Annotated in this window: 20 protein-coding genes; 14 read left to right on the top strand and 6 right to left on the bottom strand. The window is 47.6% G+C overall.

Annotated features, from left to right (window positions below; all coding sequences use genetic code 11):
- Positions 1–4 precede the first annotated feature (4 nt).
- The 3 genes from M1L52_RS07535 to M1L52_RS07525 are packed head-to-tail and all read right to left on the bottom strand — an operon-like array spanning position 5 to position 3,860.
- On the bottom strand, positions 5–1,924 hold the full coding sequence (locus tag M1L52_RS07535; RefSeq protein ID WP_248614317.1) for a DUF6057 family protein: 1,920 nt from the start codon (positions 1,922–1,924) through the stop codon (positions 5–7).
- Positions 1,905–2,957: a glycoside hydrolase family 43 protein gene (locus tag M1L52_RS07530; protein WP_248614316.1), complete on the bottom strand. Its 1,053-nt coding sequence runs from the start codon at positions 2,955–2,957 to the stop codon at positions 1,905–1,907. The genes M1L52_RS07535 and M1L52_RS07530 overlap by 20 nt, the downstream gene beginning before the upstream one ends.
- Before the next feature lie 48 nt (positions 2,958–3,005).
- Entirely contained in the window at positions 3,006–3,860 is an 855-nt protein-coding gene (locus tag M1L52_RS07525; protein ID WP_248614315.1) for a flagellar motor protein MotB, read from the bottom strand.
- A 191-nt stretch (positions 3,861–4,051) separates the two neighbouring features.
- Between M1L52_RS07525 and M1L52_RS07520 the strand changes: the two genes are divergently transcribed.
- Positions 4,052–5,089: a YqiA/YcfP family alpha/beta fold hydrolase gene (locus M1L52_RS07520; RefSeq protein WP_248614314.1), complete on the top strand. Its 1,038-nt coding sequence runs from the start codon at positions 4,052–4,054 to the stop codon at positions 5,087–5,089.
- 63 nt (positions 5,090–5,152) lie between these two features.
- Here the strand turns inward: M1L52_RS07520 and M1L52_RS07515 are convergent, their stop codons facing one another.
- Both M1L52_RS07515 and M1L52_RS07510 read right to left on the bottom strand, forming a co-directional pair.
- Positions 5,153–7,372, bottom strand: a complete 2,220-nt coding sequence (locus M1L52_RS07515) for a S8 family serine peptidase (protein ID WP_248614313.1) — start codon at positions 7,370–7,372, stop codon at positions 5,153–5,155.
- 50 nt (positions 7,373–7,422) lie between these two features.
- Positions 7,423–8,103, bottom strand: a complete 681-nt coding sequence (locus M1L52_RS07510) for a four helix bundle suffix domain-containing protein (RefSeq protein ID WP_317231477.1) — start codon at positions 8,101–8,103, stop codon at positions 7,423–7,425.
- 721 nt (positions 8,104–8,824) lie between these two features.
- On the opposite strand from M1L52_RS07510, the gene M1L52_RS07505 reads away from it, so the two are divergent.
- The 13 genes from M1L52_RS07505 (at position 8,825) to M1L52_RS07445 (ending at position 24,492) form a co-directional block, all read left to right on the top strand.
- Positions 8,825–9,796: a hypothetical protein gene (locus tag M1L52_RS07505; protein ID WP_248614312.1), complete on the top strand. Its 972-nt coding sequence runs from the start codon at positions 8,825–8,827 to the stop codon at positions 9,794–9,796.
- Between the two features lie 30 nt (positions 9,797–9,826).
- On the top strand, positions 9,827–10,573 hold the full coding sequence (locus tag M1L52_RS07500) for a porin family protein (protein ID WP_248614311.1): 747 nt from the start codon (positions 9,827–9,829) through the stop codon (positions 10,571–10,573).
- A 25-nt stretch (positions 10,574–10,598) separates the two neighbouring features.
- Entirely contained in the window at positions 10,599–11,009 is a 411-nt protein-coding gene (locus tag M1L52_RS07495; RefSeq protein WP_248614310.1) for a hypothetical protein, read from the top strand.
- 5 nt (positions 11,010–11,014) lie between these two features.
- Positions 11,015–12,730, top strand: a complete 1,716-nt coding sequence (locus M1L52_RS07490; RefSeq protein WP_248614309.1) for a phosphoethanolamine transferase — start codon at positions 11,015–11,017, stop codon at positions 12,728–12,730.
- A 584-nt stretch (positions 12,731–13,314) separates the two neighbouring features.
- Complete coding sequence (locus M1L52_RS07485) at positions 13,315–14,427, top strand: IS110 family transposase (RefSeq protein WP_248614308.1); 1,113 nt, start codon at positions 13,315–13,317, stop codon at positions 14,425–14,427.
- Between the two features lie 519 nt (positions 14,428–14,946).
- On the top strand, positions 14,947–15,435 hold the full coding sequence (locus M1L52_RS07480; protein WP_248614307.1) for a hypothetical protein: 489 nt from the start codon (positions 14,947–14,949) through the stop codon (positions 15,433–15,435).
- Complete coding sequence (locus M1L52_RS07475; RefSeq protein WP_248614306.1) at positions 15,422–15,706, top strand: helix-turn-helix domain-containing protein; 285 nt, start codon at positions 15,422–15,424, stop codon at positions 15,704–15,706. The genes M1L52_RS07480 and M1L52_RS07475 overlap by 14 nt, the downstream gene beginning before the upstream one ends.
- A 283-nt stretch (positions 15,707–15,989) precedes the next feature.
- Positions 15,990–17,054, top strand: a complete 1,065-nt coding sequence (locus M1L52_RS07470; protein WP_248613919.1) for an IS110 family transposase — start codon at positions 15,990–15,992, stop codon at positions 17,052–17,054.
- Positions 17,055–17,854: 800 nt separating this feature from the next.
- Positions 17,855–19,414: a helix-turn-helix domain-containing protein gene (locus M1L52_RS07465; RefSeq protein ID WP_248614305.1), complete on the top strand. Its 1,560-nt coding sequence runs from the start codon at positions 17,855–17,857 to the stop codon at positions 19,412–19,414.
- A 226-nt stretch (positions 19,415–19,640) separates the two neighbouring features.
- Positions 19,641–19,853, top strand: a complete 213-nt coding sequence (locus M1L52_RS07460) for a hypothetical protein (RefSeq protein ID WP_248614304.1) — start codon at positions 19,641–19,643, stop codon at positions 19,851–19,853.
- Between the two features lie 20 nt (positions 19,854–19,873).
- Positions 19,874–21,001, top strand: coding sequence for a DHH family phosphoesterase (locus tag M1L52_RS07455; protein WP_317231476.1), 1,128 nt, complete (start codon positions 19,874–19,876; stop codon positions 20,999–21,001).
- A gap of 31 nt (positions 21,002–21,032) precedes the next feature.
- Positions 21,033–22,583: a clostripain-related cysteine peptidase gene (locus M1L52_RS07450; RefSeq protein WP_248614302.1), complete on the top strand. Its 1,551-nt coding sequence runs from the start codon at positions 21,033–21,035 to the stop codon at positions 22,581–22,583.
- Between the two features lie 70 nt (positions 22,584–22,653).
- The gene (locus tag M1L52_RS07445) at positions 22,654–24,492 is read left to right on the top strand and encodes a clostripain-related cysteine peptidase (protein WP_248614301.1); all 1,839 of its coding nucleotides are present in this window, start codon (positions 22,654–22,656) and stop codon (positions 24,490–24,492) included.
- A 417-nt stretch (positions 24,493–24,909) separates the two neighbouring features.
- Here the strand turns inward: M1L52_RS07445 and M1L52_RS07440 are convergent, their stop codons facing one another.
- Positions 24,910–25,248: a hypothetical protein gene (locus tag M1L52_RS07440; protein ID WP_248614300.1), complete on the bottom strand. Its 339-nt coding sequence runs from the start codon at positions 25,246–25,248 to the stop codon at positions 24,910–24,912.
- Positions 25,249–25,556: the final 308 nt, after the last annotated feature.

Genomic DNA, 25,556 nt, shown 5'->3' with positions numbered 1-25,556 from the left:
CCTCTCAATACGTCTTCAGGTTTCGCATGAGGAAGTAGTTATAGTAGAACGTGTTGCCGAAACTATAGTACAGCGAGTTTTTCAGCTGCTCCTCACTCGCACCTTTATACTGGCGCACAGCGTTCATGAACGCCTTACAACTTTCAACGACGGTGCTGTCAAACGGCATGTGACTGATGTCAACCGTATGTTCGAGATTGCCATAGAGGTAGGCAGCCTCCTGGAAGTGACGAGGTATGCGACCGTCTTTCTTCAGCGTAGCATACTGGAAGAATGCGCGCCAGAAGGTGTTGATATCCTTCAGCTGCAAGGCAGACAGCAGCACAAGTTCAGCAGTCTTCAGGTCTGTAGTACGGCGATAAGCCTGAATGTTCAGCAGGAACAACTCTATTATCGACTGGTCTGTGCCCAGAACGTCGATGCCTTTCATCAGCTGGCTTATTGGCCCCAGCGTGGGGTGCTCACTCAACTTCTTCACGCCATCGGGTGTAGCAAGCGCCTCATATTGCTCTGCCCACTCTCCATGATAACGTGTCTGCTTCAGCAGTTCTATGTATTTCTTTGCCACCTGCCACTCTTCGTTAAGAAGTGCACACTGTGTGAGCAGTTTCAGATATTCCGCACGGAAGCCGTTCTCCACACCTTCCTCCAGACACCAGCGATAGCAGTAGTTTGGAAGTCCATAGTGCAAGTACAGGTTCTTACCACCAAACTGCGCCATGCGTATCGCGAAGGGACAGTTAAACTCCTTCGAGCCATCAGGATAGTTATACATCTCGTCGCCGGCACGTCCCACCTTGAAGAGCGCAAGGTTCTTGTATGTCACCATCATTCGCGTTGGCTCGCCCTGATGGTTGCGCACAGTGCGCAGTACCTCCTCCCAGTCGCCGCTCTCCACGTTTCTGCTCATGTGGAGCTCTTCGTAAAAGCTCACGTCCTTATACCACAGCTGCCAGCAGCCAAAGACTGTAGCCACGGCAAATACAAGCTGCATGGCAATATGGAGCCAACTGCGACGCAGCACACATGCTGAATAACGGATGCCATAAAGTGCTGCCAGCACTACGAGGAAGAGCGATGTGATGATATAGGGATAGTAGATGCCCAGTCCGCTTTCATCATGATAGACTGGCAACATCTGCCACCACACATAGTCACTGTTCGTCTGATAGTAAATGAGTCGATAGCTTATGAGCGGGACGACAACAATCAGCAACAGTGATGTTGCTATGGCTATTATCTTCGCTGTCAGCACAGACTTTAGCTTAACGCTCACCACGGCCATGAGCAGCAGCGCCAGCAGTCCGTAGAAGCCTCCCACAATATATGCCAGGAATCCCACGACAATTTGGAACACTACGAGAAGTGCCGTTGCGAGACTGCTGTCTTTTGCGAAAGCCTTCGCTGCCACCACCCTGTATAGCCATACCAACGCCACAGCCATTGACATGCCCATGACGCCAATGAAGAAATGTCCGCGCAGCTTGAGGATATATACCCAATAGCCGAGGTTAAAGTCGGTTATCAGCATCAGACCGGCAGGGATGAGAAGCAGCGGCATCCACGATGCCGGCAACTTGAACGTCTGCTTCACGAGCCACATGAAGAGTGCCAGCCAGCCGATGAGCATCAGCGTGCCCAACCATGTGTGATAGAAAAACTGTGTGAAATAAGTGCCAAGCCACGTAAGCATGCCTCCTGCCACTACCAGCTGCTGCTTGAAGAACAGCGGTGTATAGAGGAACAAGTTCAGTTCCTGTACACGATAGAGATAGTCATCCTCGTTAGCAACGATGGCACCAAAGGCTGCAACGAGAACCAGCACGCTGACTGCTATACCCGTATAGCGCAGATACAGGGGAGCCGAGTTTTTCGGTTCCCCTGTCTTTGTGTCTGCAGTATTCTTACTTACCTGTTTTTTCATTTTGCTTGTCCGACCACTTCTTCAGTCGTTTATACTCTTTCTTTGTCAGTCTCATGAACGAACCATGCTGAGGAGCTGTCACTCCCTTTATGTCAACAGGATTCTTGAAGTTGCGCAGATGCTCGTCGGCCTCACATATGCGATAGTGCTTCGGGTTGTCATGATACTGTATGTAAGCCACGCGCCATGTCTTGTCGCCAATGAGCTGGAACGCGCTCGAACCCTCGCAGTTCTTTCTGCCCTCGAAGCTCACATAGTCATCGGCAACGGGTTCACCCCAGCCGCTTGTGAGGTTCTTCGATGTGGCGGTGTATATGCCAGGCTTGCCGCCCTCTTTCTTTATCAGCATGTGATATAGTCCGTCGTCAAGCAGGTTGATGTCGGCATCGATGGTGGCATAGCCCCAGTCAAACAGCAGTCTAGGCTGGGTTAGCTTCGTAAACGACTTGTCAGCGTAAGAATAGTACATGCGGTCGTACTTCTCCTCAGGACGATTGAGCATTGAGTAGTATATCATGTATCCGCCCTTCTCTCCATTCTCCCATGTGTAGTTAGGATCCCAGAATATCTGTGGTGCCCACACGCGGTTGATGGTTGACCAGTCCTTATACACGCTCTCTGCATCAGGGTTCATGAAGATGCTCGTGCCTTTGCGATAGTCGAAGGTGACGCTTGTCCAGTTTATGAGGTCATCGCTCTTCAGCAGGTCTATGCCGTAGTTATCCCATTTACGTGACTTTGCTACACACATATCTGTTGTCACCATGACAAATCCCTTGCCGTCCCATGAACGCGTGATGAAGGCATCGCGCTGTCCACCCTCTATGCGAGCATGTTCTTTTGGATCTATGACGGCACGTCCGCCTATGATATCCTCATAGTTGTATCCGTCACGGCTCAGGGCGTAGGCTGTGAACTCTCCATGGTCGCTCATGTGGCAGTACAGATAGCCGTAGTCACCTTTCTGAATGTTCTGTGCAGAGACAGCCAGCGAACTGATGGCAAAAGCAGCCGAAAGAATAAGTTTGTTCATAGTCATAGTAATAGTAATTAGTTATTGGTAAAAGACAGTTTCAGCCGATTACTTTGACTCAGGAGCCTTGCCAATGAGATCCATGAACTCGTCGAGTTTCGGAGTGATGATAATCTGTGTACGGCGGTTGCGCTGCTTACCAGCCTCTGTATCATTGCTCTCAATTGGGTTGTACTCGCCACGTCCACCTGCAGTAAGACGCTTTGGATCAACGCCATACTTTGTCTGGAGCACCTGTGCTACAGAAGAGGCACGCAGACATGAGAGGTCCCAGTTGTTGCGGATGTTTGTCTTCGAGATGGGCACATCGTCAGTGTTACCCTCTATCAGCACGTCATAGTTACTATAGTCTGTGATAATCTTTGCAATCTTCGACAGTGTCTGTGCGCCGCGCTCGTTAATCTCGTAAGAGCCGCTCTTGTAGAGCATGTTATCTGCCAGCGAGATATATACCACGCCCTTCAGCACCTGTACGTCAACCTCCTTCATCTCTTCCTTAGAAAGTGAGCGTGTGAGGTTGTTTGTCAGCACCATGTTAAGTGAGTCGCTCTTCGACTTCACCTCTACCAGATGACGGATATAGAGGTTTGACTCGTTAATCTGGTCAACGAGCTTCTCTATTGACACGTTGTTCTGCGATGCGTTGTTAAGGCTCTTGTCCAGCGAGTTCTGTAGGTTTGTCACGAGCTTCTTCTGCTCAGCCATGGCATATTTCTGTGCAGCGAGCTGTTCCTCAAGGCTCTGCACACGTGCATTCTTTGCTGCAAGATCCTCACGCGCGCTCTGCAGTGAAGCGGTCAGCGACTTATTCTCAGTTTGACATGCCACAAGATCCTTCTTGCTGGCGCAGCTGCTCATCAGCACTGTGGCTGCAAGAGCAATAAACAGAATGTTCTTCTTCATAATCGTTTTTCTATTTTTAAGTTTTTATTATTCTACATTCTTTTTTACCTGGGCTTTTGGCCCAAAAGCAAATTTTAGATGCAAAATTACTGATATGACGGTCAAAACAGCCGAAAGTTTCTGCGAATTAGAATATTTTAACCTCACAAGCCCCATTATTATAGAATCGAAACGCTAATTTTGCGCCAATTATGGAAAATCAGTATGTAAAGCAGTTTCCTGAGATAATGTCAGGAAAGACAGTTCTATACGTTCATGGCTTCGGTTCAAGCGGCCAGTCTGGCACAGTGTCACGCCTCCGCGTGGTCATGCCCAATGCCAAAGTCATCGCACCCGACCTGCCCGTTCATCCAGAGGAGGCACAGGCTCTGCTGAAGCAGATATGCGACACAGAGAAGCCCGACCTCATAATAGGCACGTCAATGGGCGGCATGTACACAGAACAGCTCTACGGCTTCGACCGTATCTGTCTGAACCCAGCCCTCTGCCTTGCCGACACCATGCAGGCCCATGGCATGACAGGCACACAAACATTCCAGAACCCACGCCTCGACGGCGTACAACAGTTCTATGTTGACAAAGCCTTGGTGAAGGAATATCGTCAGGTCTCAGAACAGCGTTTCAGCGGCTGTTCAAGGGAGGAGCAGAAGCGTGTCTATGGTCTCTTTGGCGATAGAGATGACGTTGTCGATACCTTCGGCATGTTCATCGAGCACTATCCTAACGCTGCTCATTTCCACGGCGAGCACCGTATGGATGACCGTTCGTTCATGCACTCCGTGATGCCTGTCATCCGTTGGATTGACGATCGTCAGGAAGGTCGCGAGCGCCCAATTATATATATCGGTATTGAGAGTCTCGTTCCGCCAGTATCCGAATCTTCTCTCAGCGCCCTACCCTCTTTGGGACTTGAGGCAAAGCCACTATCATCTTCGCAGAAAGCTGTGCGTCAGCTGATAGAACGCTATCAGGTTTATTTCGTGGCTCCAGCTCCCACATCGCAGCCATCATTCTACTCCGATGTGACAGCATGGCTGGAAGAATATATCAACGTGCCTGCATGGGGTCACACCATCTTCACCAACCAACGCAGCCTGCTCTATGGCGACTACCTCATTAGTCGCGAGAAAGAGGCCGATGCCATGGCATCGCTCATAGAGTTTGGCTCTGACACGTTCAAAACCTGGGAAGACATCATCGAATACTTCTCGCGCCTTGGTGGACAATAGAGGTGAGAGGTTAGAGGTTAGAGGTAAGAGGTGAGAGGTAAGAGGTGAGAAGTAAGAGGTTAGCTATCCTTTTATTATCAGGGAGCCTTTCACTGCTGCGTCACCATCAATCTGAACTACATAAACCTGACCTCTCGCCAGTCGCAACGATGGCAAAAGGTACTCGCTTTCGCCAGGCACAAGCCGCTGGCGATATTTTACTTTGCCAGACAGCTCATAGACAGTTACTTTCACAGCCGACTGCGCTGGTTCCGGCAATACCAGCCTTACAGCGCCTTCACCTGTCACGCTCACCCGAACCTTAGAGGGGTCTCTCGTAACACCGTCTATCTTGTCTGCACCCAGCAGATACAGCAGTCCGCCATAGGCATCTATCTCGCCCCATCCGTATAGGTTATTTGGATACGACAGCGTTGGGTCGTTATGTCTGCTCGTATGGGCTATGACATCCATCACGTCCTCAGGCGACAATGTGGGACATGCTTCCAGCCATAGCGCTATTACGCCTGCCACAGCTGGCGATGAGCCGGAAGTGCCACTATTACAGTTCCACGTGTAGGTTCTCCCGTTGAAATCATAATAGAACATATTTCCAGAAGCATCGGAGGCATTAGGATGCTCTTCTATGTAGAAGCTGTTGTATGACGATATGACATTAATGCCAGGCGCCATAACATCGGGCTTTATACGTCCGTCGAACGTAGGGCCTACCGACGACATGCCTGCACGTTCTCCGTCCTTGCCATCATCGAATTCCACATATTTCCCTTCATGATTAATAACGCCCAAACGATATGCCGTTGCTCCTACGCAGATCACGTCAGGACTACTGCTGGGAGACAGTATGTTATGTGTGCGCTCTCCAGCTTCCAATTGACGGTTCTTGTCTGAACCGCCGAAAGCGCCGTTTACCCTAAACACCTCAACATCGGAATCTGCACCCACCACTTCAAACGATATGGGAAAGTTAAATCCTATATACGACTCTCCGTTTATCGTCAGGTCGTAGCACATGTCGCTCTCATCGTAGCACGACGGATAAGCCTCAACCTGAACACTCAGCTTTGCTCCGCCTGCGTCTAAAACGGTATTCAGCGTTGAGTCCTGTGCGCTCATCACCTCTCTAGTGTTTATTGTCAGCGTATCATTCTTCTCCCTGTATGCCACCACTCGCAAGGAGAAGTCATCCCTCGACTTCGTGGTTACTATCATTGTCTTGTTTTCAGCATAAAGAAAAGCGCCCTTCGACTGCTCACATCTCCCCTTGTGAATCCAGTCCTTCATCCATCCCCTGTTACCGGCTGCCGACACAAGGATACGTCCAGGTCCCACCAGGCTTTTTATCATCTTGTAATAGAGCAGGTCATCACCACGGAAATCCTGTGAGCTGCCCTCACTCAGTGATATCACGCACGGCTTGTTGACACTCGCGGCATAGTCATAGATATATTTGAATCCAAGGGCATCAGTGGCATAAGTATATTTATAGTAATTGACCGAATCGATATAAGCCGCGTTATTTGACACGGCATTCGCCACCAGGCAAATATCACTCTCTGGTGCCATGCCGCGATAGTTTGAGGTATATCCGCTGCCTGCAGCAATACCCAGTGTATATGTGCCATGTGTAAGATCGCGTCCATCGCGCGAATGTTGCAGCTTCAACAGCTCGTCGCGCGTCGTGTAGTCGCGTCCCACATAAAATTCACTTCCCAGAGTGTCCGTTGACAACATGTCCCATAGGCGCTTTATGCGATATTGCGTAGTATCACGGCTGTAAAAATTGGGTTGCGTCAGGTCAAAGCCTATATCCATGATTCCCACTACCACGCCCTTTCCTGTAAAAGGTTGCGGAAGGTCTGTTCCAGCATATGCAGGCAAGGCATTCAGGTGTATTGCCATCGAATCATTGAGCGCTGTTCCTAAAGGGTGTGCTTCTATTCTTCTCACCCTTGGGTCTGCAGCCAAGGAACGGAGCTGTCCAATGGGTATGCTGACAATATGCACACCTCCCACTTCAGCCAGCGACCTACTGCCATAAAGCGGCAGCACCTCCGCCGTGGCAACATCAGCTAAAGCGCACACCTGCCTTCTGTCCGTTGTCTCTCCGTAAGCAGACACCCTGTTTGCTTGGTTTGCATCCTGCCTTGCCCAGCTCGTTTCCAGCCTTGCTATATGCCTAAGCCAAGGCGACATCTTCCCCATCCCCCTCTGCTGCGCCTGTAAAGGAGCGCCAGAAAGGAGCATCAGAAAGATTACACCTGTCATCAGCAATTGTTTCATTATCATTCTATTGTTTTATCGGAAGAACTGGGCTTTATAGGCTTATTAGGCTACTTGGGTCGCTTAACAAAATGCCCATTAGGCCCATCAGCCCCATTAGACCCATTAAACCCATTAAACCCATTAGACCCATTAAACCCACTTCCTTCATACGGAATCTTCCCATAGGCCCCATTCCTCTTCTGCCAATCCTTCCGTGCCTGATATAATTCCTCCTTGATACCACCCTTTTCAAGGAAATCGTGTTTTTTCCACTCAATGAGTCCACGTATAAGAATGTCGCACTGATGAATCAGCGTGATGGCGATGTTAGCTATAGTCTCGTCGGAACGATCCTTAATTTTCTCTCTGAAAATGGCAGAGTCGAGATGAGTCTTACAGAACGTACGTGTCTGCACGCATCGTGGATCATCATACCTCCATTGTTCCAGACCCCTCACCCGCAGATAATCCTCGTAGTCAAGCAACAGTTCATGTAAAGAAGCCCTGTTTACGTTCGTCAACTTCAGTTCCATTTCTCGTGAGGTGATACCATCGATATTACCTTCAGCTAAGTTCTGCTTACCCGAACGTGCAGCCTGTATTATCTGGTCGATAGTGCGGTCACCCACCTTTAAGAACGTATTGGCAAAATAGAATGTAACGTCGTAGATACATTCCGCTTTCTGGAATGCCTTCAACGTCCGGTAGTTATTATCTTGCCTCAGGAACTCTTTATTTTCATTCTTCATGACGCAAAGGTACGGTTAAGCACTCAAAACTCCAAACTTATTCGCACTTTTTTGAACGTACCACCCCCACTGAAGCATCAACACACTATAAAATGCCCATTAAACACCCCCATTAAACCCATCAACCCCGTTAAACCCATCATCCCCGTTAAACCCATTAGACCCATCATGCCCATCAACCCCAATTATCCACATCATAATTCGTCAGCTGCCTTTTAGTTTAGTTCTGCCTAGACAAAGTTACACTTTTCTCAGAGATAAGTTAAACATCTCTTCGAGCAAAGTTAAACTTCTCTTTCAAAGAAGTTAAAGATTGCTCAGCTCATATTTACAAACAACAATCAATAAAATATAAACTTTTTTTCATTTTTGTTTGGCGAATTCAAAAAAAACACATACATTTGCAGCGAAATCGGGGAGAAATCCGTTTTCAATGATGCATTAGCTTATTATTTCGCACTTGACTGAAGAAGCTTAGGAACCTAATTTGGAATAGTTCGATTTAAAAAGCAGAGGGAAGAAGCCACGACAATGGCACTCCCCACGTAACGCATAGCTATGCACACGCCATTGGCGTGGTAGCATTCTTATTTGTTACGTAGGGGTTCCAATTTCCTAAGCTCGCCCCTCAGGTCAAGTGCATAAGAATGGCCACGCCATTCTTTATGCCCTGACCTTTGCATTACGATATTTGATAACATAACAAATAATAGTAAGCAAAATGAAGAGCAAGTACTTATTACTTCTGTTTGCATTAATCCCAGGTGGATTATATGCACAGGTGGATTATTCCGTAGTTCAGGTGAACGAAGAATCTGGCATAAACTTTACTCAAATCACAACAGACAATGACTACGTCTGTATGCCAGAAGTGAAACGCACAGGTAGAAACATCAATTGGCTTTCCAACCGCATTCTTGATATTTCTATTGATGGAACTCAGTTGGCATATCTGTCGTTTCGCAGCAATACAACAAACATTTTCATCAAAGAGATTGGCAAACAAGGAGCATCCGTTCAAAGGACTAATAGGCAAACCGTAATAGATTTCACTTATTCGCCAGACGGCAAGAATATTTGTTTTTCTGAAGCAAACGGCAAAATGAGCCAAATATATCAAACGAGTGCCACAAGTGGATATGTTTGCCGTCAAATAACTAGTGGAAACAAAGATTACTCACCAGTATATTCTCCAGATATGAAGAATATATTTTTCTCACGAGTAGAAAAGAATGGCTCAAGTATTTGGAGTCATGATATTGGTAGCAACTTTCTTTCAAGCTATACGAAAGGATTGAACCCATGTCCTATCAAAGGGGAAAGCAGTGTATTATGCTGTAGGATTAATACCGAAGGGCGCGGTGAAATATGGCGAGTGAATTATCAAACAGGCATAGAAGAATGTATAGTCAGTGACCCTTCACGCAGTTTTACGACACCAAGTATTTCACCAAACGGAGAATGGATTCTATTTGTAGGCAGCAATGCAATAACGAACGGCAATCTAAAATATTTCAACACAGATCTCTTCGCTTGTCATGTGGATGGAACACAAATGGTACAGCTGACCCATCATGCAGCCGATGATTTAAGCCCAGTTTGGAGCAGGGATGGAAAGTCTATCTATTTTGTTTCTCAAAGAGGTTCTTCTACAGGTACAGCTAATGTCTGGCGTATGGATTTTGTATACTAATTTTTTGTTTAACTTTTAACATTATTATTTATGAAAAGAATCAAATTTCTTGCTTTAGGCGCTTTATTGGCTATCAGTTCTGGTGCCTATGCACAGTTTACCAACACCACAATGAGCTCTTCATCATCAAGTTCAAATTCTGATGGATGGAACACGGTTTGGGTTGAGTACAATCCAATTAAAATGAAGTATGACGTATCTGGTGCAAAGGATGAGTCTATGACAGGATTCTCAGCAGGATTTAGTAAGGCTTTTAGTCTTTCCCAAGGTATGCCTGTCTTCTTGGAAGCAGGAATTGGCTTACAATATGCGAAATATTCTGCTTCAAAATCTAATTCAAATAACGATGATGATAGTGGTTATTATGAGACTAGAGGTTATGGGGATTATGACGAGGACGATTACGAAGATTATGAAGACGGTTATGGATCTTCATTCGGCGACATTACTTTGTGGTCAGTCAAAGTTCCTGTAAACCTTCTCTACAATTACGCAATTCCCAACAGCAACATCAGCCTTGCACCGTTTGTCGGAGCCACCCTACGCTATAATGTTTCCGGAACAATTAAAGCTGGTAATAAAGATGCAGACCTTTTTGACAAGAAAGATATGGGTGAAGTTTGTTGGGAGCGTCTCCAGTTTGGTTGGCAGATTGGCGTAAAAGCTCGCTTTAGCCAAAAATACATGGCTGGTATTTCATATGGGAACGACTTCTCAGAGATTACAAAAAAAGCAAAATTCCAGACAATAAGCATTGCCCTCGGATATACATTTTAATGGCATCTAATAACCAATAACTATTATGAAACAGAAAGGTATTCTTTGGAGCATGCTCGCCATTATTATGGTAGTAATGCTGAGTATTGGATTTGTTGCTTGTAGTAGTGACGATGATGATGACTCTAGTAACGGAGTAGTCGGTACTTGGTCGGGACAAGAAGGGAGAGAGTATATTACCCTTACTTTTAATAGCAATGGCTCTGGCAATTGGTCTAGTCGCTATTATGATTCTTATTCAGGAATGGAAACTGAAAAAGGAAGTTTCACATATAAAATGGATGGACAATCAAAAGGAGTGATTACCATTAAAGAGTATGACAGCTATTCTGGATACGATACTGAGCACATATATTTCGAGATTAATGGTAAAAATATGTATTTATACGAGAAAGGCTATGGGGACGCTTTAGCATATGTGTTGAGCAAAGAATAACTATTTTGAATTCATTAAATCTTTTTTTTACAGTTTTGGCAGCCTGTTTGCTGTGTGTTAACACAACAAGCGGGCTGTCGTTTCATTTATTAACAGCCCCTACATTTACTGCTTTTGTTTTGAGCTACGCTGTTTCTTTTCTCACTGGCAATTATAGGAAAGTAACAGGATTTTTTATTGGTGAAGTTATTGTAACAATCTGTCTTGTCGATTGCTATTGTCAAGATATGTTTATGACCCAAGTCACGCCTCAGATTCTTTCTAATGTTCTTCTGAGCGATTCACGTGAGACACGGGAATTTCTTTCTACATTCATTGGCTCGCATTTGTTATCAAGCTGGCGTATTACAGCTGAACTATCATTGGTTATTCTCCTGCCATTATCATATTTATCATTTATCAACAGAAGAATAACTGTCAAATGGAGTAGAATGAGTAGATATGCGGTAATTGTAATAACATCTTTATGCTTCATCTACGAACTTCCATCTTCCTACAGGTTCCTACAACTCTTCTGGCAAAGAGGCGACTTGAAAAGCATGGAAGGTCTTATTTTCCGCCACTACCATGAAAAGATACCCACACCATTGCACCGATTTGCATTTGCATGCTACTCATTGCAGCAATCGTCACAACAACTTGAAGAAATTAAACGTGTAACGTTCACCGCGCAGATTGACAGTTGCATATATATGTCACCTCATATAGTCTTTGTCATCGGTGAAAGCTACAACAAACATCATTCCACGCTCTATGGTTACCACTTGCAAACGACCCCAAGACAACAGGAACTATTTGAAGACGGAAAGCTGTTTGTATTCCATGATGTTGTAACCCCTTGGAACATTACGAGCAATGTGTTTCTCGATCTTTTTTCTATGTGGGAATTCGGAATGCCAGAGCCTATAGTAACCAAGCCACTGTTCCCTATGCTGTTCCGACGTGCAGGCTATTCAGTTAATTTCTTTTCCAACCAATATCTTTTGAAAGGATTCCGTAAGGGGGTCACTAATCAGGCTGGACATTTCTTCCTTGCAGATAGAGAGATGAGCGACTCACTATTCACATTCCGCAACAGGAAAAGGAGCAAATATGACATTGGATTGGTCGAACAAATCTCAGATTTCAAAAATAGTAGAAATCAAACAGAATGCACATTAGACATCATTCACTTAATTGGCCAGCATTTTGATTATTCTATACGCTATCCAAAAATCGAAGCGACATTCTCCATAGATGATTATTCGGACAGAGACATCAGCAAAGACGAAAAGAATATAGTAATGCACTATGACAATGCCACGCACTATAATGACCTTGTTCTTGACAACATCATTAACATATATAGAGATGATGACGCTATTATTCTGTTCGTCTCAGATCATGGAGAAGAAGTATACGATGACTTGAAAGTTAATGGAAGACTATTTCAAGAACCGACAGCGGCACAAGCAAAAAATGAGCATGAGGTTCCAATGTGGATATGGTGTTCTAAATCTTACAGATGTAGTCATCCAGAAATTATACAGCAAATAGAGCAATCTCATGACAAACCTTTCATGACTGACGGCCTACCTCAGTTACTACTCTATCTTGCTGGCATTTCAAGTAAATGGAATCAGGAAGACAAGAATCTGCTTTCACCTAATTACCATTGTAAGAAGAGAATTATATGTGGCAGTATTGACTATGACCAACTGATTAAGCGTTTAACGAAATAAGCCTATAATCATAGGAATTAGTTATTAAGCGCTTTTGTTTTATTATTTTTGTTTTTCGAGCTTGCTCTGGGCGATAGGCTGCAATAGGTCTCGTAGCCATCCGTATCGGACGGGTAAATGATTGTGTCAATAAAATAAATGTACCCATCATCACCCACTAGCACATTACCTTCAACAGCATCAAAGATGTCGTGTTGGCCATTGGGAGGATCAGCGAGACGGTTCCGCTGATCCACAATTTATGATTTGCCTACGCTCATCTCTTACCTTTGCATCCGATTATAGAGATTGTTCCATTTTCATGAAATATTTCTTGCAGATGGATGCAATACGGTTTAAGTTTTGTAGCTTTGCTAGAGATTTATGCCGTTGAGGGTGAGAAGACACTCACCTAGATAAGTAGAGACTATATCGTGGGACAGGATAAGCTTCCACCCTCGTTTTCAGATCTTTGGAGCCAGGACAAAGTATCAGAGGACATCCTTTATGTATGGCAGAGGATGATTCAGAGTATATACAAGAGGAAAGGCGGTGAGGATTTGAGGCTATAATCATCAACATTATTAACTCAAAATTCAAACCGTATGAAACCGAATTTCAAACCTGGCAAGTGGTTTATGCAGTGCGTGGGAATCGACATTGCAAAGGGTACGTTCACGGCCTGCCTGTGTATGTATGAGTTCGATCAGGGATGCTCTACCGCCCCTGTAGTGTTTAACAACGACAAGACTGGTTTCAACCAGTTCGTCAAATGGAGCCGTAAAGAGGCTCTGAAGGGCTACCCTCTGCGCTATGTGATGGAACCCACTGGTGTCTATTACGAGCAGCTGGCATCCCATCTGAACAAACTCAGTCTGAACGTCTGCGTTGTGTTGCCTAACAAGGCCCGTGAGTTTGCAAAGTACGAGGGTATCCTCACAAAGACCGATAACATGGATGCCTATACTCTTGGGATGCTTGGGTGTTTGGACAAGCGCCTCAAACCTTGGGCACCGCCATCTCCTATCTATAGGGAACTGCGACAGATGACGCGTTTCGTGGCCGACATCAACAAGGTCAAGACACAGTTGAGGAACCATCTGGAGGCACTCGCACACAGCGAGATAGCGGAGAAGAGCATCGTCAAGCACTATAACAAACTTATCAACGAGATAGACAAACAGCTGGACAGTAATCAGAAGGCCATCCGCGAGAAGATCAAGCAGGAGCCCGGACTGTCAGAGCGTATTGACCGTATCACAACCATCAACGGCATAGGGTTTATGACTGTAGCTACAGTGGTTGCAGAGACAAATGGCTTTGCGCTGATAACTAACCGCAAGCAACTGACAAGATATGCAGGGCTTGATGTTCCTGCACATCAGTCGGGACCTGTAGACCCTAAGCGTCACATCTCAAAGCAGGGAAACGTACACATCAGAACGGCACTCTATTTTCCTGCCATTGTCAGCACTCAGTGTAATCCTCAGATGAAAGATTTCTATGGGCGCCTATGTGACAGGAATACACAGTCGAAAATGATTGGAGTGACAGCCACCATGCGCAAGCTACTACTGCTCATATACAGCCTTTGGAAAAGTGGAGAGAAGTATGACCCGACACGTAACAAAACTGCATGTGATAAGCAAAAGAAAGAGGCTGAAACCACTGAAGGCCAGCCTCACGGGATAGATGTTGGGACATTGGCTGAAGAATAGCCGCAGAACGCTGTCTTCCCTTGATGGCTGCAAAGTTAATCAAATTCTTTTAAATAACAAAGAAATAATCATAAAACATAGCACACTGCTGAGGAGAAACAGTGCGGCAGCACCCGTAAACATCAGAAAAAAAATCGCCGCAGACGATAAACGCTATACACTGATTGTTGTTATGGAACTCACTAAGCATTGAATCTCACATCACAGCAGAGCCCTGTCGCAATTTACATTGAAAACAGGGCATGAATGCTGCGTGTAAATGCAATCAATAGACAAGAATTGTTAAAATGCCTCACTTTTAATCCAAAAAGTTTGGTTTTTAAAACAGTATCTGTCCCCGCTGTCTTAAAAAGGATATGCTTTGTGTGTCAGACAGCCCACTGACATAACAATGAAATTCGCCTTTAATCTATAATTTCTCAGACATTACTTAATTTTTAAGTTAATTTCTTGCTTATTTAGGAGAACTTTCGTATATTTGCACCTAGATAACTTAAAAGTTAAGTACAAGAGATATAAATGAAACAAGAATATACTATAGAACTCGTTGAAGAATACGATAACGTAAACTTCTATAGCATCCACCTTAATGGGAAGGAGCTGACAGAAATGGAGGCTTTCTTTGAGAAATTCCCTGAGGGATGTGAATACGACGATGAGATTGACGTAATTATCTCTTGGTTAGACAAGATAGCCGAGAAAGGAGCACTTGAGCGCTATTTCAGACCAGAAGGTCGCTACGGCGATGGCGTGGGTGTCATCCCCATCGACGTTGGCAACAAAGTACGTCTTTACTGCTTGAGATTGTCTGATAAGATTCTCGTATTCGGAAACGGAGGCGTAAAGGATGCTGCATCATGGGAGGAAAGCTTAGAACTGGCTCCCTATGTAAAACTCTTGATTGACACGAGCCGCTTTATCACATCACGCATAAGCGACGGCTCAGTGGTATTGGTGGACAAAGAAATTGTAGGTAATTTAAATTTTACTCGTTATGAAAAGGAGTAGTATTTTGGAGAATCGTCGCAGGTCAGTGAATCCTGAGATTCGCGAGTCTGTCGACATGTCGTTTCAAATTGTGGATCGCATTCATGAAATTCTTACTGAGAAAGGCATGAAGCAGAAAGACCTTGCTATGCTTTTAGGCAAAAAAGAAGCAGAGATTAGCAAGTGGATGCGTGGTACCCACAACTTTACCATAGATACGCTGGTCTCTATCGAGAATGTCCTTCGCGCTCCAATTTTGCAGGTTGTACATCAGGAGGAGGTGATGGCATGACATCAGGATCAGCGGGACTCTAATTTTGCGCTCTGATAGAATATATCAGTGAAGAATTTGCTTTATCACGGCCAAATCCTTACCTTTGTTGTCAGAAGGAGGAAGAGGCCGACAGGAAAGGGAAACTATCCGTGGGACAACAGTCCTTTAGAGTCTATGAACCGTCTTAGTCCTTCCTGCTTAGTTGCGAAGTCCAGATAGAATGCCAGCGGCATAATAGCCTATTTAGAGTCCAAGACCAGACAACTATTGGCCAATTCCTTCATTTTAACGGTACAAAGGTATGAAAAAAATCTTTATTGGCATCGATTTCTCGAAAGAAAAGTTTGATGCGACCCTCATTCAGGCAGAGGGACTGAAGGAATGTGCCCCTAGCGTGCACGAAGTGTTTGACAACAAAACATCAGGCTATCGTCGTCTGGCGAAGTGGGTGAAGGCTCATGCAGAGGGCTTTGCGGCAGATTCCTGGCTCTTCTGTGGGGAGAATACCGGTGGGTATAGTATCGGGCTTAGCAACTATCTTTATGCCTCGGGCTATGACATGTGGCTGGAGTGTGCCTACAAGATCAAGCACTCTGCAGGTATCCAACGTGTAAAGAACGACAAGGCTGACTCACGGGCCATCGCAGAGTATGCTATGCGTAACTACGACAAGATGATACTGCACAAGCCTCAGAGTGCCTCGCTAACTTGTTTGAGAGAGATATTCCTTTATCGTCACAGCCTTGTCAGGCAGAAGGTAGCACTGACGGTCAGAAGAGACGAGAAACGTCTCACACAGGAGAAGTCGGATGCCAGAGCTTTTATGTCTTTTACCAGCAAACACCTTATTACAGAGGTAAACAAAGCCATCGCGAAATGTGACCAGAAGATTAAGGAAATCATTGCCTCTGATGACGAACTCAGGGAGATCTTTGGCATCATCACCTCCATGCCAGGCATTGGAGTGCAGAATGCGACGTGCCTGATGGTCTATACGGACAACTTCCAGAAATTTGACCTAGACTCAAGGAAGATAGCCTGCTATTATGGTATTGCTCCATTCGGACGACAATCGGGCACTAGCGTCAACAGCAGGCCTCAGGTCAGTCCTTTTGCCAACAGGAGGATTAAGTCCTTACTCTCGCAAGCGGCACTGGCGGCAATTAAGTTTGACATAAACGTACACAGCTATTATCAGCGGCTCATAGAACGAGGCAAGCATCCGTTGCTGATACATAATAACATCAAGAACAAGATGCTGCACATCCTCGTGGCAATGGTCAGAGATCGGGTAAAATACAATCCCGATAACGTGTATAGAACGAGTAACGAGGTAAGCCTAGCTCCTCAAGTGTTAAATATATAGTTAAATATCAATCAATGTTTGGAATTTAGCATAGAATGCGGTTCCGCTGATCCACAATTTATGATTTGCCTACGCGAAACGCGCACCTGTCCCCGCTGTCTTATTCGATAAAAGATAATAATTGTTAATTAGTAATTTACGACAAAGAAGCTGGCAACCATACCCAAAAACTACAGGTAGAGCATGCCGATGTACCTGCATCATTTTTGTTTAGACAGAATTGCAATGTGTGGCAGTCTGAACAGCAATGTAGTTCTGTCTATACCAATTTACAAACTCGTCGAGTTTGGTCACCAAAGTCGACGACTTTGGTTTTCAAGATAGTAAGGACTATAATACAAGGATGCTATAACTATAATATAAAACTGCCAGAATAAGAGCACAAAACCGACTTTTTCTTCGTTTTTCCCTCTTTACCACCATTTTCTACAGTATCAATGTACTGAAGTGAACCTTTAAGTTGTGTTAAACTTTCTAAGTTAACTTCAGAGTTCCAATAATCAATTTAATCCGTATAAACAGAAAATAGCCCCGAATCACGGCCAGAAATACAATCTGGCATAGATAAGGAACTGTTTTCAAAGGCAAAGGTACAGACTTTTTCGTTTACAAGCGAAATGACGCAAATATAAATGCAGAACTTGTTGTGGTTTGCTAGAAGATGTCAGGTATCAGTCCCATGACATAACTAACATAGCAAAATTCTGGGCCGCTCGGCTCTGCCGCTTGACACAGCAAGAACCAAAAAGCGCAAAGTGTTAGGTTTTTCGGCGGAAATTGAGTACCTTTGCACACGAATTATGGCAAAGAGACTCTATACATATATAATAATAGTAGCGGCCATTGTGCTATCCATAACAGGATGTACAGATGGGAAACAGGGCATGGTACAGTCACGGCTGCCTCATGATACACTCTATACCGAGCAGAAAGCGATGGCGGTTTACGGCTACGATCCCGTGCGGGCATTACAGATTGTCGATTCGGCGGTTATAGTCGGAAACATGAGCTCTTGGCGAGCCGACAAGAACCGTGCGCGTATCTACAGCCAGACACAAGCGGGCGAAAGGCTCGACTCACTGATGCATTGGACAGCCGGCGCACGGCTCGACACCGCCCGTATTATTGGCGAACAGCTCATCAGGCACGACTCCATAAAGAATAGTCTCGAAGGACAAGATGTACTGGAGATATTGGCTTACGTGGCGCGTTGTCAGAAGGACACTACACTCTGGCTTCGGCGTTCACGCCAGCTGGTGGAAGTATGCCGCAGGCAGGGGGCCGAGACCGAGGCCCTTCGAGGCGAAGCGGAGATTGGAGCCGCGCTGTGCTATATGGGACAGGAGAGCGAGGGCATGGCGATGATGGATAGGACAATCGTTGCACTCTCCGATGGGGAGCTGAAGTTCAACGAACTCGATGCCCTCGTCATTGCCCTGAAGCGCAAAGCCGGGGTAATGATTTCCAAGGGGCAGGCGGCAGAGGTGTTGCCACTGGCCCGGCGCATCGTCACCTTGCTCAACGATTACGAGCATCACCCCGACAAGTACCATGACGGCACCTACCGCGAACCACCAGCATCGAGGCGCGAGGAATATATCCGTTTCTACCGCTCACAGGGCGAGAACTTCATTGCTACTGCCTACGCCGCATTGGGACAGTCTGACGACATGTACGTCACTTTCGAGCGGTTGGAGAACATCGTGCGCGATGCCGAGACGCGCGAGCACCGCGCCCGCTACGATGCCCTTGAGCAGCAGTTAAAACGACAAGAGTCCGAGGTACACAGCCGTCAGATGACGATAGTCGCCATTGCTGCTGTCTGCTCACTGCTCTTTGCATTGCTGTTTGCCGCGTATGTATTCGCCAAGAACAGGATTATCAACATGAAGAACCGTGGCTTGGTTAAATTGATTGACGAAACCATCAGATATAAGGAACGCTACGAGCAGATGCACCAGTCCATGCTGGCACACTTCGTGGAAAGTGAAGGAGAGACGGTGCCGCATCCTGTTGATTTGAAAAGCTTTTCTGCGGATGCTCTATTCCAGTACCTCTATGATGACATCCGGGAGAAGCGGCTTTACCTCGACCCGAAGTTCGACCGGCAAGCGGTCTGCAGCCGCTATGGTCTTACTGCCGTACAGGTGGGCAACGCCTTTGCACAGGGCAGCGACTATGATTCTGTAGCTGATTTCGTGCGCGACTGCCGCTTGGAGTATGCCTGTCACCTTCTCACAACTACAGACATGAAGGTGGCCGACGCGGCCAGTGCCTCCGGTTTCAGCCGCGCCACCACTTTCAACCACGACTTCAAGGCTCGTTACAACCTTACCCCTTCCGAGTATCGCCGGAGATAACTTTCCGTACGGCGGCAGAACCTCATTTCTGATAGCCCTGATACCTCCTCTTGCCCTGCCTTTCGGCGAGGCTTTTGTTTTGCTTATGCGATTGCTGATTTGCTATGGGGGAGGTAAAGCCAATTTTATTTTTGCTTATTTATTTCAACAGACTTGCTCATTCGTTTCTGCTATTGTGTGCGCAGGGGATTTACAGTAACTTTGCACCTATAAAAATACATGCGATATGGAGAAAATGCTGACAGCCCATCTGACAGAATATGACATTCCCGTATGCTGCGGCTTCCCCGTGGGGGGCAACAGTTGCATTCCTATGATGGTCGGTGCTCCCTGTGTGTTTGAGGTCAGCCCCGAGAAGTCTGTCCTGACATTCAATGTCGAAGGAGAGAGAAAGACATACTCCTTAGAAGGAGCAAGTGAGCAGTTATTCAAGAAGTAAATAATTTAAAAGTCAGAAAGATGATGAGAAAAATCATGCAATGGATGGTGGCTGCCACCCTGACAAGCAGCCTCTTTGTATGGACATCCTGTTCGAACGATGACAATGCGGTGATTCCGCAGCCCGGCCATGAAACGGAGTTCGGCGCACTGCTGAAAACGCTGGACTGGGGCACGGACACATGCTTCGTCTATGGTCACAAGACACCCGACGTGGATGCCGTCACCTCGGCCTTGTCGTATGCCAGGCTGATGCGGCTGATGGGCTACAACTGCAAGGCCAAAGTGTCGAGCGGGATGAACCGCGAGACGGCCTATATCGCCCGCGTGTTCGGCTTCGCGCTGCCCGAACTGAAGTCGAGCGTGGTGCCGCAGACACGGCTCATCCTGACCGACCACACCGACTATGCGCAGTGCGTGGAGGGTGCCCGCGAAGCCGTTGTCCTGCAGAAGATAGACCACCATGTGGAGGGCGACATTGCAGACAGCGGCATCCCCTTTGTGCGCCGCGAGATGGTTGGCTCCACCAACACCATCATCTACGAGATGTATAAGGAACAGGGCATCACCATCGACGACGAGACCGCCCGCATCATGCTGGCAGGCATCATCAGCGACACGCGCAACCTGTCGAAAACCACCACGCAGGCCATCGACTCCACGGCATTGCAGGCTCTGACCGCACAGTTGGCCATCAGCCCCGACTCCGTGGCTCGTCTGAACCGTGGCATGGAGGATGCAGCCACCGACTATACCGGCATGACCGATGCCGAGATTTTCCTCTCCGACTACAAGGAATACGAGATTGACGGCCATCTGCTTGGCTTCGGCAGCCTCGTCTGCAAGCAGAGCCAGATGGAAGCCTTCATCGACCGCATGCTGGCAGTCATGCCCGAAGTGATGGGGCAGCGTGGGCGGCAGATGCTCGTTGCCAAGATTGACAACATGGTGGAGAACACGGGCGACGACCGTGCCGAACGGCCTTACGTGGAGAATGGCACCTATTTTATATATTATGGTGAAGGTGCCAAGCAGGTGGCCGAGGGCGTCTTCGGTCCGTCATTGCGTGAGGGTGTCTGCTATACATCCGAGAAACTCTCACGCAAGCAGATAGTGCCGCGCATCACTGAAGTGCTGACTGGTAATTAAGATTAGTAATGTTTCATAAGACACAACGACGATGAGAAAGTTACATGAATTGACATGGATGCTCGCCGCCACCCTCGTTTGCGGCGCAAGCGTATTCATATCGTGTTCGTCGGACAGCGACGACAACCCAGTAATTAACCCCGACGAGCCGCAGCAACAGCCGCTGGCCGACTACACCATCATCTTCTACGGTCACGGCGGCAGCAACCTCGACGCTTTCCTGATGGATAATATCGCCCAGTTCTTCAAAGCCGACGCCGACCACCGGCGCAACGTGAGCATCTGCGCACAATACAAGTTCTCGACCCTCGAGAACTTGCAGAACAGCTACAGGGACTTGAAAACCGAAATCGACCCCAACGACCCGGCCCAGGTGGCCTTAGTCGAAAGGATTAAGGACTTCTACCCCTATGGCGGGAAGACCAGCCGCTTCACCGTCGACCCCACAGTCGCCGAGACCGACATGATGGCCACCATCACCGCCCATTTCATTGGCCCCGACAATGCCGACATCTCGCGAACCGACTCGCTCACCCGCTTCATCGACTGGGCAGCGCGGGTGCGCCCCGCCCGCAGGTATATCCTCGTACTGTCCGACCACGGCGATGGCTATCTGCCCACCGAGGAAATCCCTGTCGCTGCTGCCGCCGCCCGTCAGACCCGCAGCGTCATCAAGGACGACGGCCACAACCGGGCCCACTTCACCGCAAAGAGCCTCACCGAGGCCATCCGGCAGGCCTCGGTGCACGTCAGCGCCGTCTATTGCGACGCCTGCCTGATGAACGCGGCCGAATATCAGTTCGAACTGGCCCCGGTGACCGACTACCTCGTGCTCTCCACCTTCCTCGTGCCTAGCGCAGGCGGCAACTACACAGAGCTGGTCGACGCCCTCTCGGACAACCCCGACGATCCCGAGCAGGCCCTGACGCGCTTCGCACGATTCTGCGTCGATGCTTGGGACAAGGATGCCGAAAAGGAAGACAAAGGCGAGGACGTGCCACACTATCACGACATGAGCGTCTATCGCTCGGCCGAGGCCGACGCCTTCGGCGCTGAGCTCAAGAAGTTCGTCGACCGTCTGGTCGACGTCTATCAGAACGGCACCGACTACGCCCGGACCCGCATCGACTCGATCACCGCCAACGCCTATCGCGTCGACGACGAGCAGCCCACCTACGACCTCATGAACTACATCATCGGCCTCACTGCCGCACTGCCCGACGACTTTGGTCCTGTGATTGAGGGTCTGGCCGACCAGGCCTACAACCACTACTTCGCCCTCCAGCAGTCGAGCAAGTGGCTCGAAGAGAACGGCCACACCGTCTCGCTCAGCGTGATGCTCGGCTGCCAAGGCCACTTCACCACCGTGGAGAATGGCCTGCACTTCCGTTATGATGCCGACGGATTAGTCTATCTGTTTGCCGACGGCCAGCCGACCAGCGACGGTCTGCCATGGGGCTCCACCCTCGATGCCACCTACGGCCAGCTGCGCTTCGACCGGCTCACCGGCTGGAGCCGCTGGCTCAAACTGAATAGACAGGAACCCAACACAAAATGTTACACCGAATATTACGAATATTAATGAACGGCTGCGCCGACGTCAGCAGCAAGTGACGTAGAACCATTTAGGAATTTATATCAAATAAAGCATTATGAGAAGAATCATGCAATGGGTGCTCGCCGCCATCCTCATCAGTGGCGCAAGTGTATTCACATCGTGTACTTCGGACAACGACGACAATCCTTCTCCTAAATCAGGAGCGAACAGCGAACTTGTAGGTCAATGGTATTCCGACGTGTCGGGGGCTACTTATGCCGCCTGGACTTACGGCAAGGCATGGCAGCAGACGGAACTGAAGGCCGACGGCACAGGCGTCACCAACATTTATTACCTCGACGGCGATGTCGCCGTGGCCCGTGAGCACTATTCGTTCACCTATAGCGCCACAGACGGACTGCTGACGATGGACATCGCGGAGAGGAACGCCAAGACCACTGCCAGATATACCGTGAGCGAAGGCAAGCTGACGTTGACGGAGGGTGACCACCAACTGGCCATGCAGAAGATGGATGACGCGAAGGCTAAGGACTTTGATGCGTGGAGCCGCAAGGACAACCTGGTCAATGTACCGCAACCTGCCCGCTACACCGTCTTTGTCTATGGCAATGCGGGAGGCACCATGGATAAGATTATTGAGTATGGCTTCTGGGAGAAGATACAGCCGCTGCTCACGGACCACAACAACGTCCGCGTAGTCTGCTTCTACAAATATGGTAAGGACCTGCCCCCAAAAATGCCCTTTACCGGTAAGTATGCCGACCCGGGCGACATCGTATGGTTCGATCTGAACGACACGACCAAACTGGAGAATATTCGTAACGGAGGACTTAAGGCATATGGGTATGAAAAGGAGGCCCAGGAACTGAAACTGTGCGACCCCAAGACCGTCAGCGCGTTCATCCAGATCAGCAGTCTGGTGTGTCCTGCCGAGCAGTATGTGTTCAGCATCTGGGGGCATGGCAATGGACTGAACCCCTTGGCAGATGTCCCCGGCAAATATGAAGACCCCGCCGCTGCACCTGCTACCCGAGGGGTCATTGCCGATGAGTGGAATGAACATGAAGAGCTGGATATGTATGAACTGAGTACCGCCATCCGTTCCGCAGGCTTGAGCCGGCTGAACACCATCTTCTTCCACAACTGCCTGATGGGCAACATGGAGACGCTGACCGAACTGCGCGGCCTGTCCGACTACATCGTGGCCTCGGCACACCTGCTTGAGAGCGAGGGCGAACTGCTCACGGAATACGTCCGCGGACTGCTGGAGAAGGGGAATACCGAGGATGCCATCGCACAGATGTTTGAGCGCGTGCATCCGAAATGGGAACAGTCCTATCACGGTTTTGAAGACGATGGGAAGACAGAGTACTGGAACAACGGCGACTACAAGCTCATCCGCACTGCCAAACTCGATGCCATCATCAGTGCCACCAAGCGCCTCGCAGACAGGCTCCTTGCACTCTACCCCACGCAGAAGGATGCCATCGACAAGGCCACCACAGGGGTGTATCGGTTCTTCCTACGCTATAACGCTCCCGTGTTAACATTCGTGAATCCCTTCGTCGATTTGGCAGACTATGCCCATTTGTTGGCAAAGGAGACTGGCGACGCGGAAATGGCTGCCATCTCCAGCGATTTGGACAAAGCCTTCAGCGAGGCCTTCGTCCACTATGCCGACGTCAGTACGAACGAACAGCATCTGGACCACTACACGCTGAGCGTCTGTCTGGTCAACGAAGAGAACTACGAGGGAAATAACAAAGACCCGGAACTGATTAAGGCTTTTGTCCCTAATGCCCTGTGCAAATTCGACCAAGGCTACGAGCAGACCACATTCCACAAACTGACGGGATGGGGCAACTGGCTACGCACCAACCAGCAACTGCTTTGGGACAATCCCACAAGCAACGGCGGTGGTCCGCTCAAGTGAATAAAGAACAAGTATTAAATTCTCATATTTTATGCTTACCTTTGCCATGCCATTGATGATTTTGCTTGACTTGATGTGCAGCACTAAGGTAAGTGTAAAATATGACATGGCAAAATTCTGGGCCGCTCGGCTCTGCCGCTTGACACAGCATGAACTTTTTGTTGCTCAGGAACTTAGAAAAATAAATAAACTAAAGTGCTGTGGAATTTAGGTTGGACAGACTTCTTGCGTCCCTTTGGTAGCAAGCGACTAAAGTCGAGCGGCAAGCCGTTGTTCCCGTAAGAGCTTCAACCTCCTCAAGGACTCGGTGCGCGAAAGCGGATGCTCTTTCCAAAATGCCATACTCTTCCTCATTTCCGCATTCACCTTCTTGTGGTAATCGTTCAGTATGATTTTCATTCATTGAATCTTTTTGAGTTATGATGCTGCAAATTTACAAAAGTCTTTTTTGTCTTTTCCAAGAAATTGTTCAACTATTTCATAATCGTCATTTTTCATAGAGTTTGAACAAGCATTACAGTCTGCTTCGGATATTGTAGTGCTATCTTCTGTAGGTTCCCAAATAGGGAGCGCTGAGTTCCCAGTAAGGGAACGTTCTTGAAAGTAAAGCGTGTTGAAAAATAAGCGCTTCTTATTGATGAACATCGAACAGTTTTGTTTCGTGTTCTGATTTTGTTGACTATAAACGAAAAGTGCCCCATCCCTCCCGTCGGATGGTGCTGAGCCCTTTAAACAAAGGGATTCTTCGATTTTCATCTCTCCCTTCATCCCTCCCTTCATCTCCACCCCATCCCTCCCAAAAGGACAAAAACCTTAAATACCCTCACTTAAGTATGTGTCGGACTTTCAATCCTTACAAGATACGAGGTGAATATTATTCCTTGTGTGCAAGCACCCAGATAAAAATATCCGCATCGCATCTTTGTCTCTTCAGAGACATCACATACTGAAGTGAGCAAAAACATCGATTGTTATCACAATCTAAAAAACAGGAGGAACATCATCTTTGAAGGTATCATGGAGATATGGGAGGGTTATGGGAGGGATGAAAAAAATTCCCTCCC

It is taken from the genome of Prevotella sp. E13-27 (assembly GCF_023217965.1).
In the GTDB taxonomy this organism is placed as follows: Bacteria; Bacteroidota; Bacteroidia; order Bacteroidales; family Bacteroidaceae; genus Prevotella.
The sequence above is the reverse complement of the archived record's forward strand: the minus strand, read 5'-3'. Positions and strand labels throughout refer to the sequence as shown.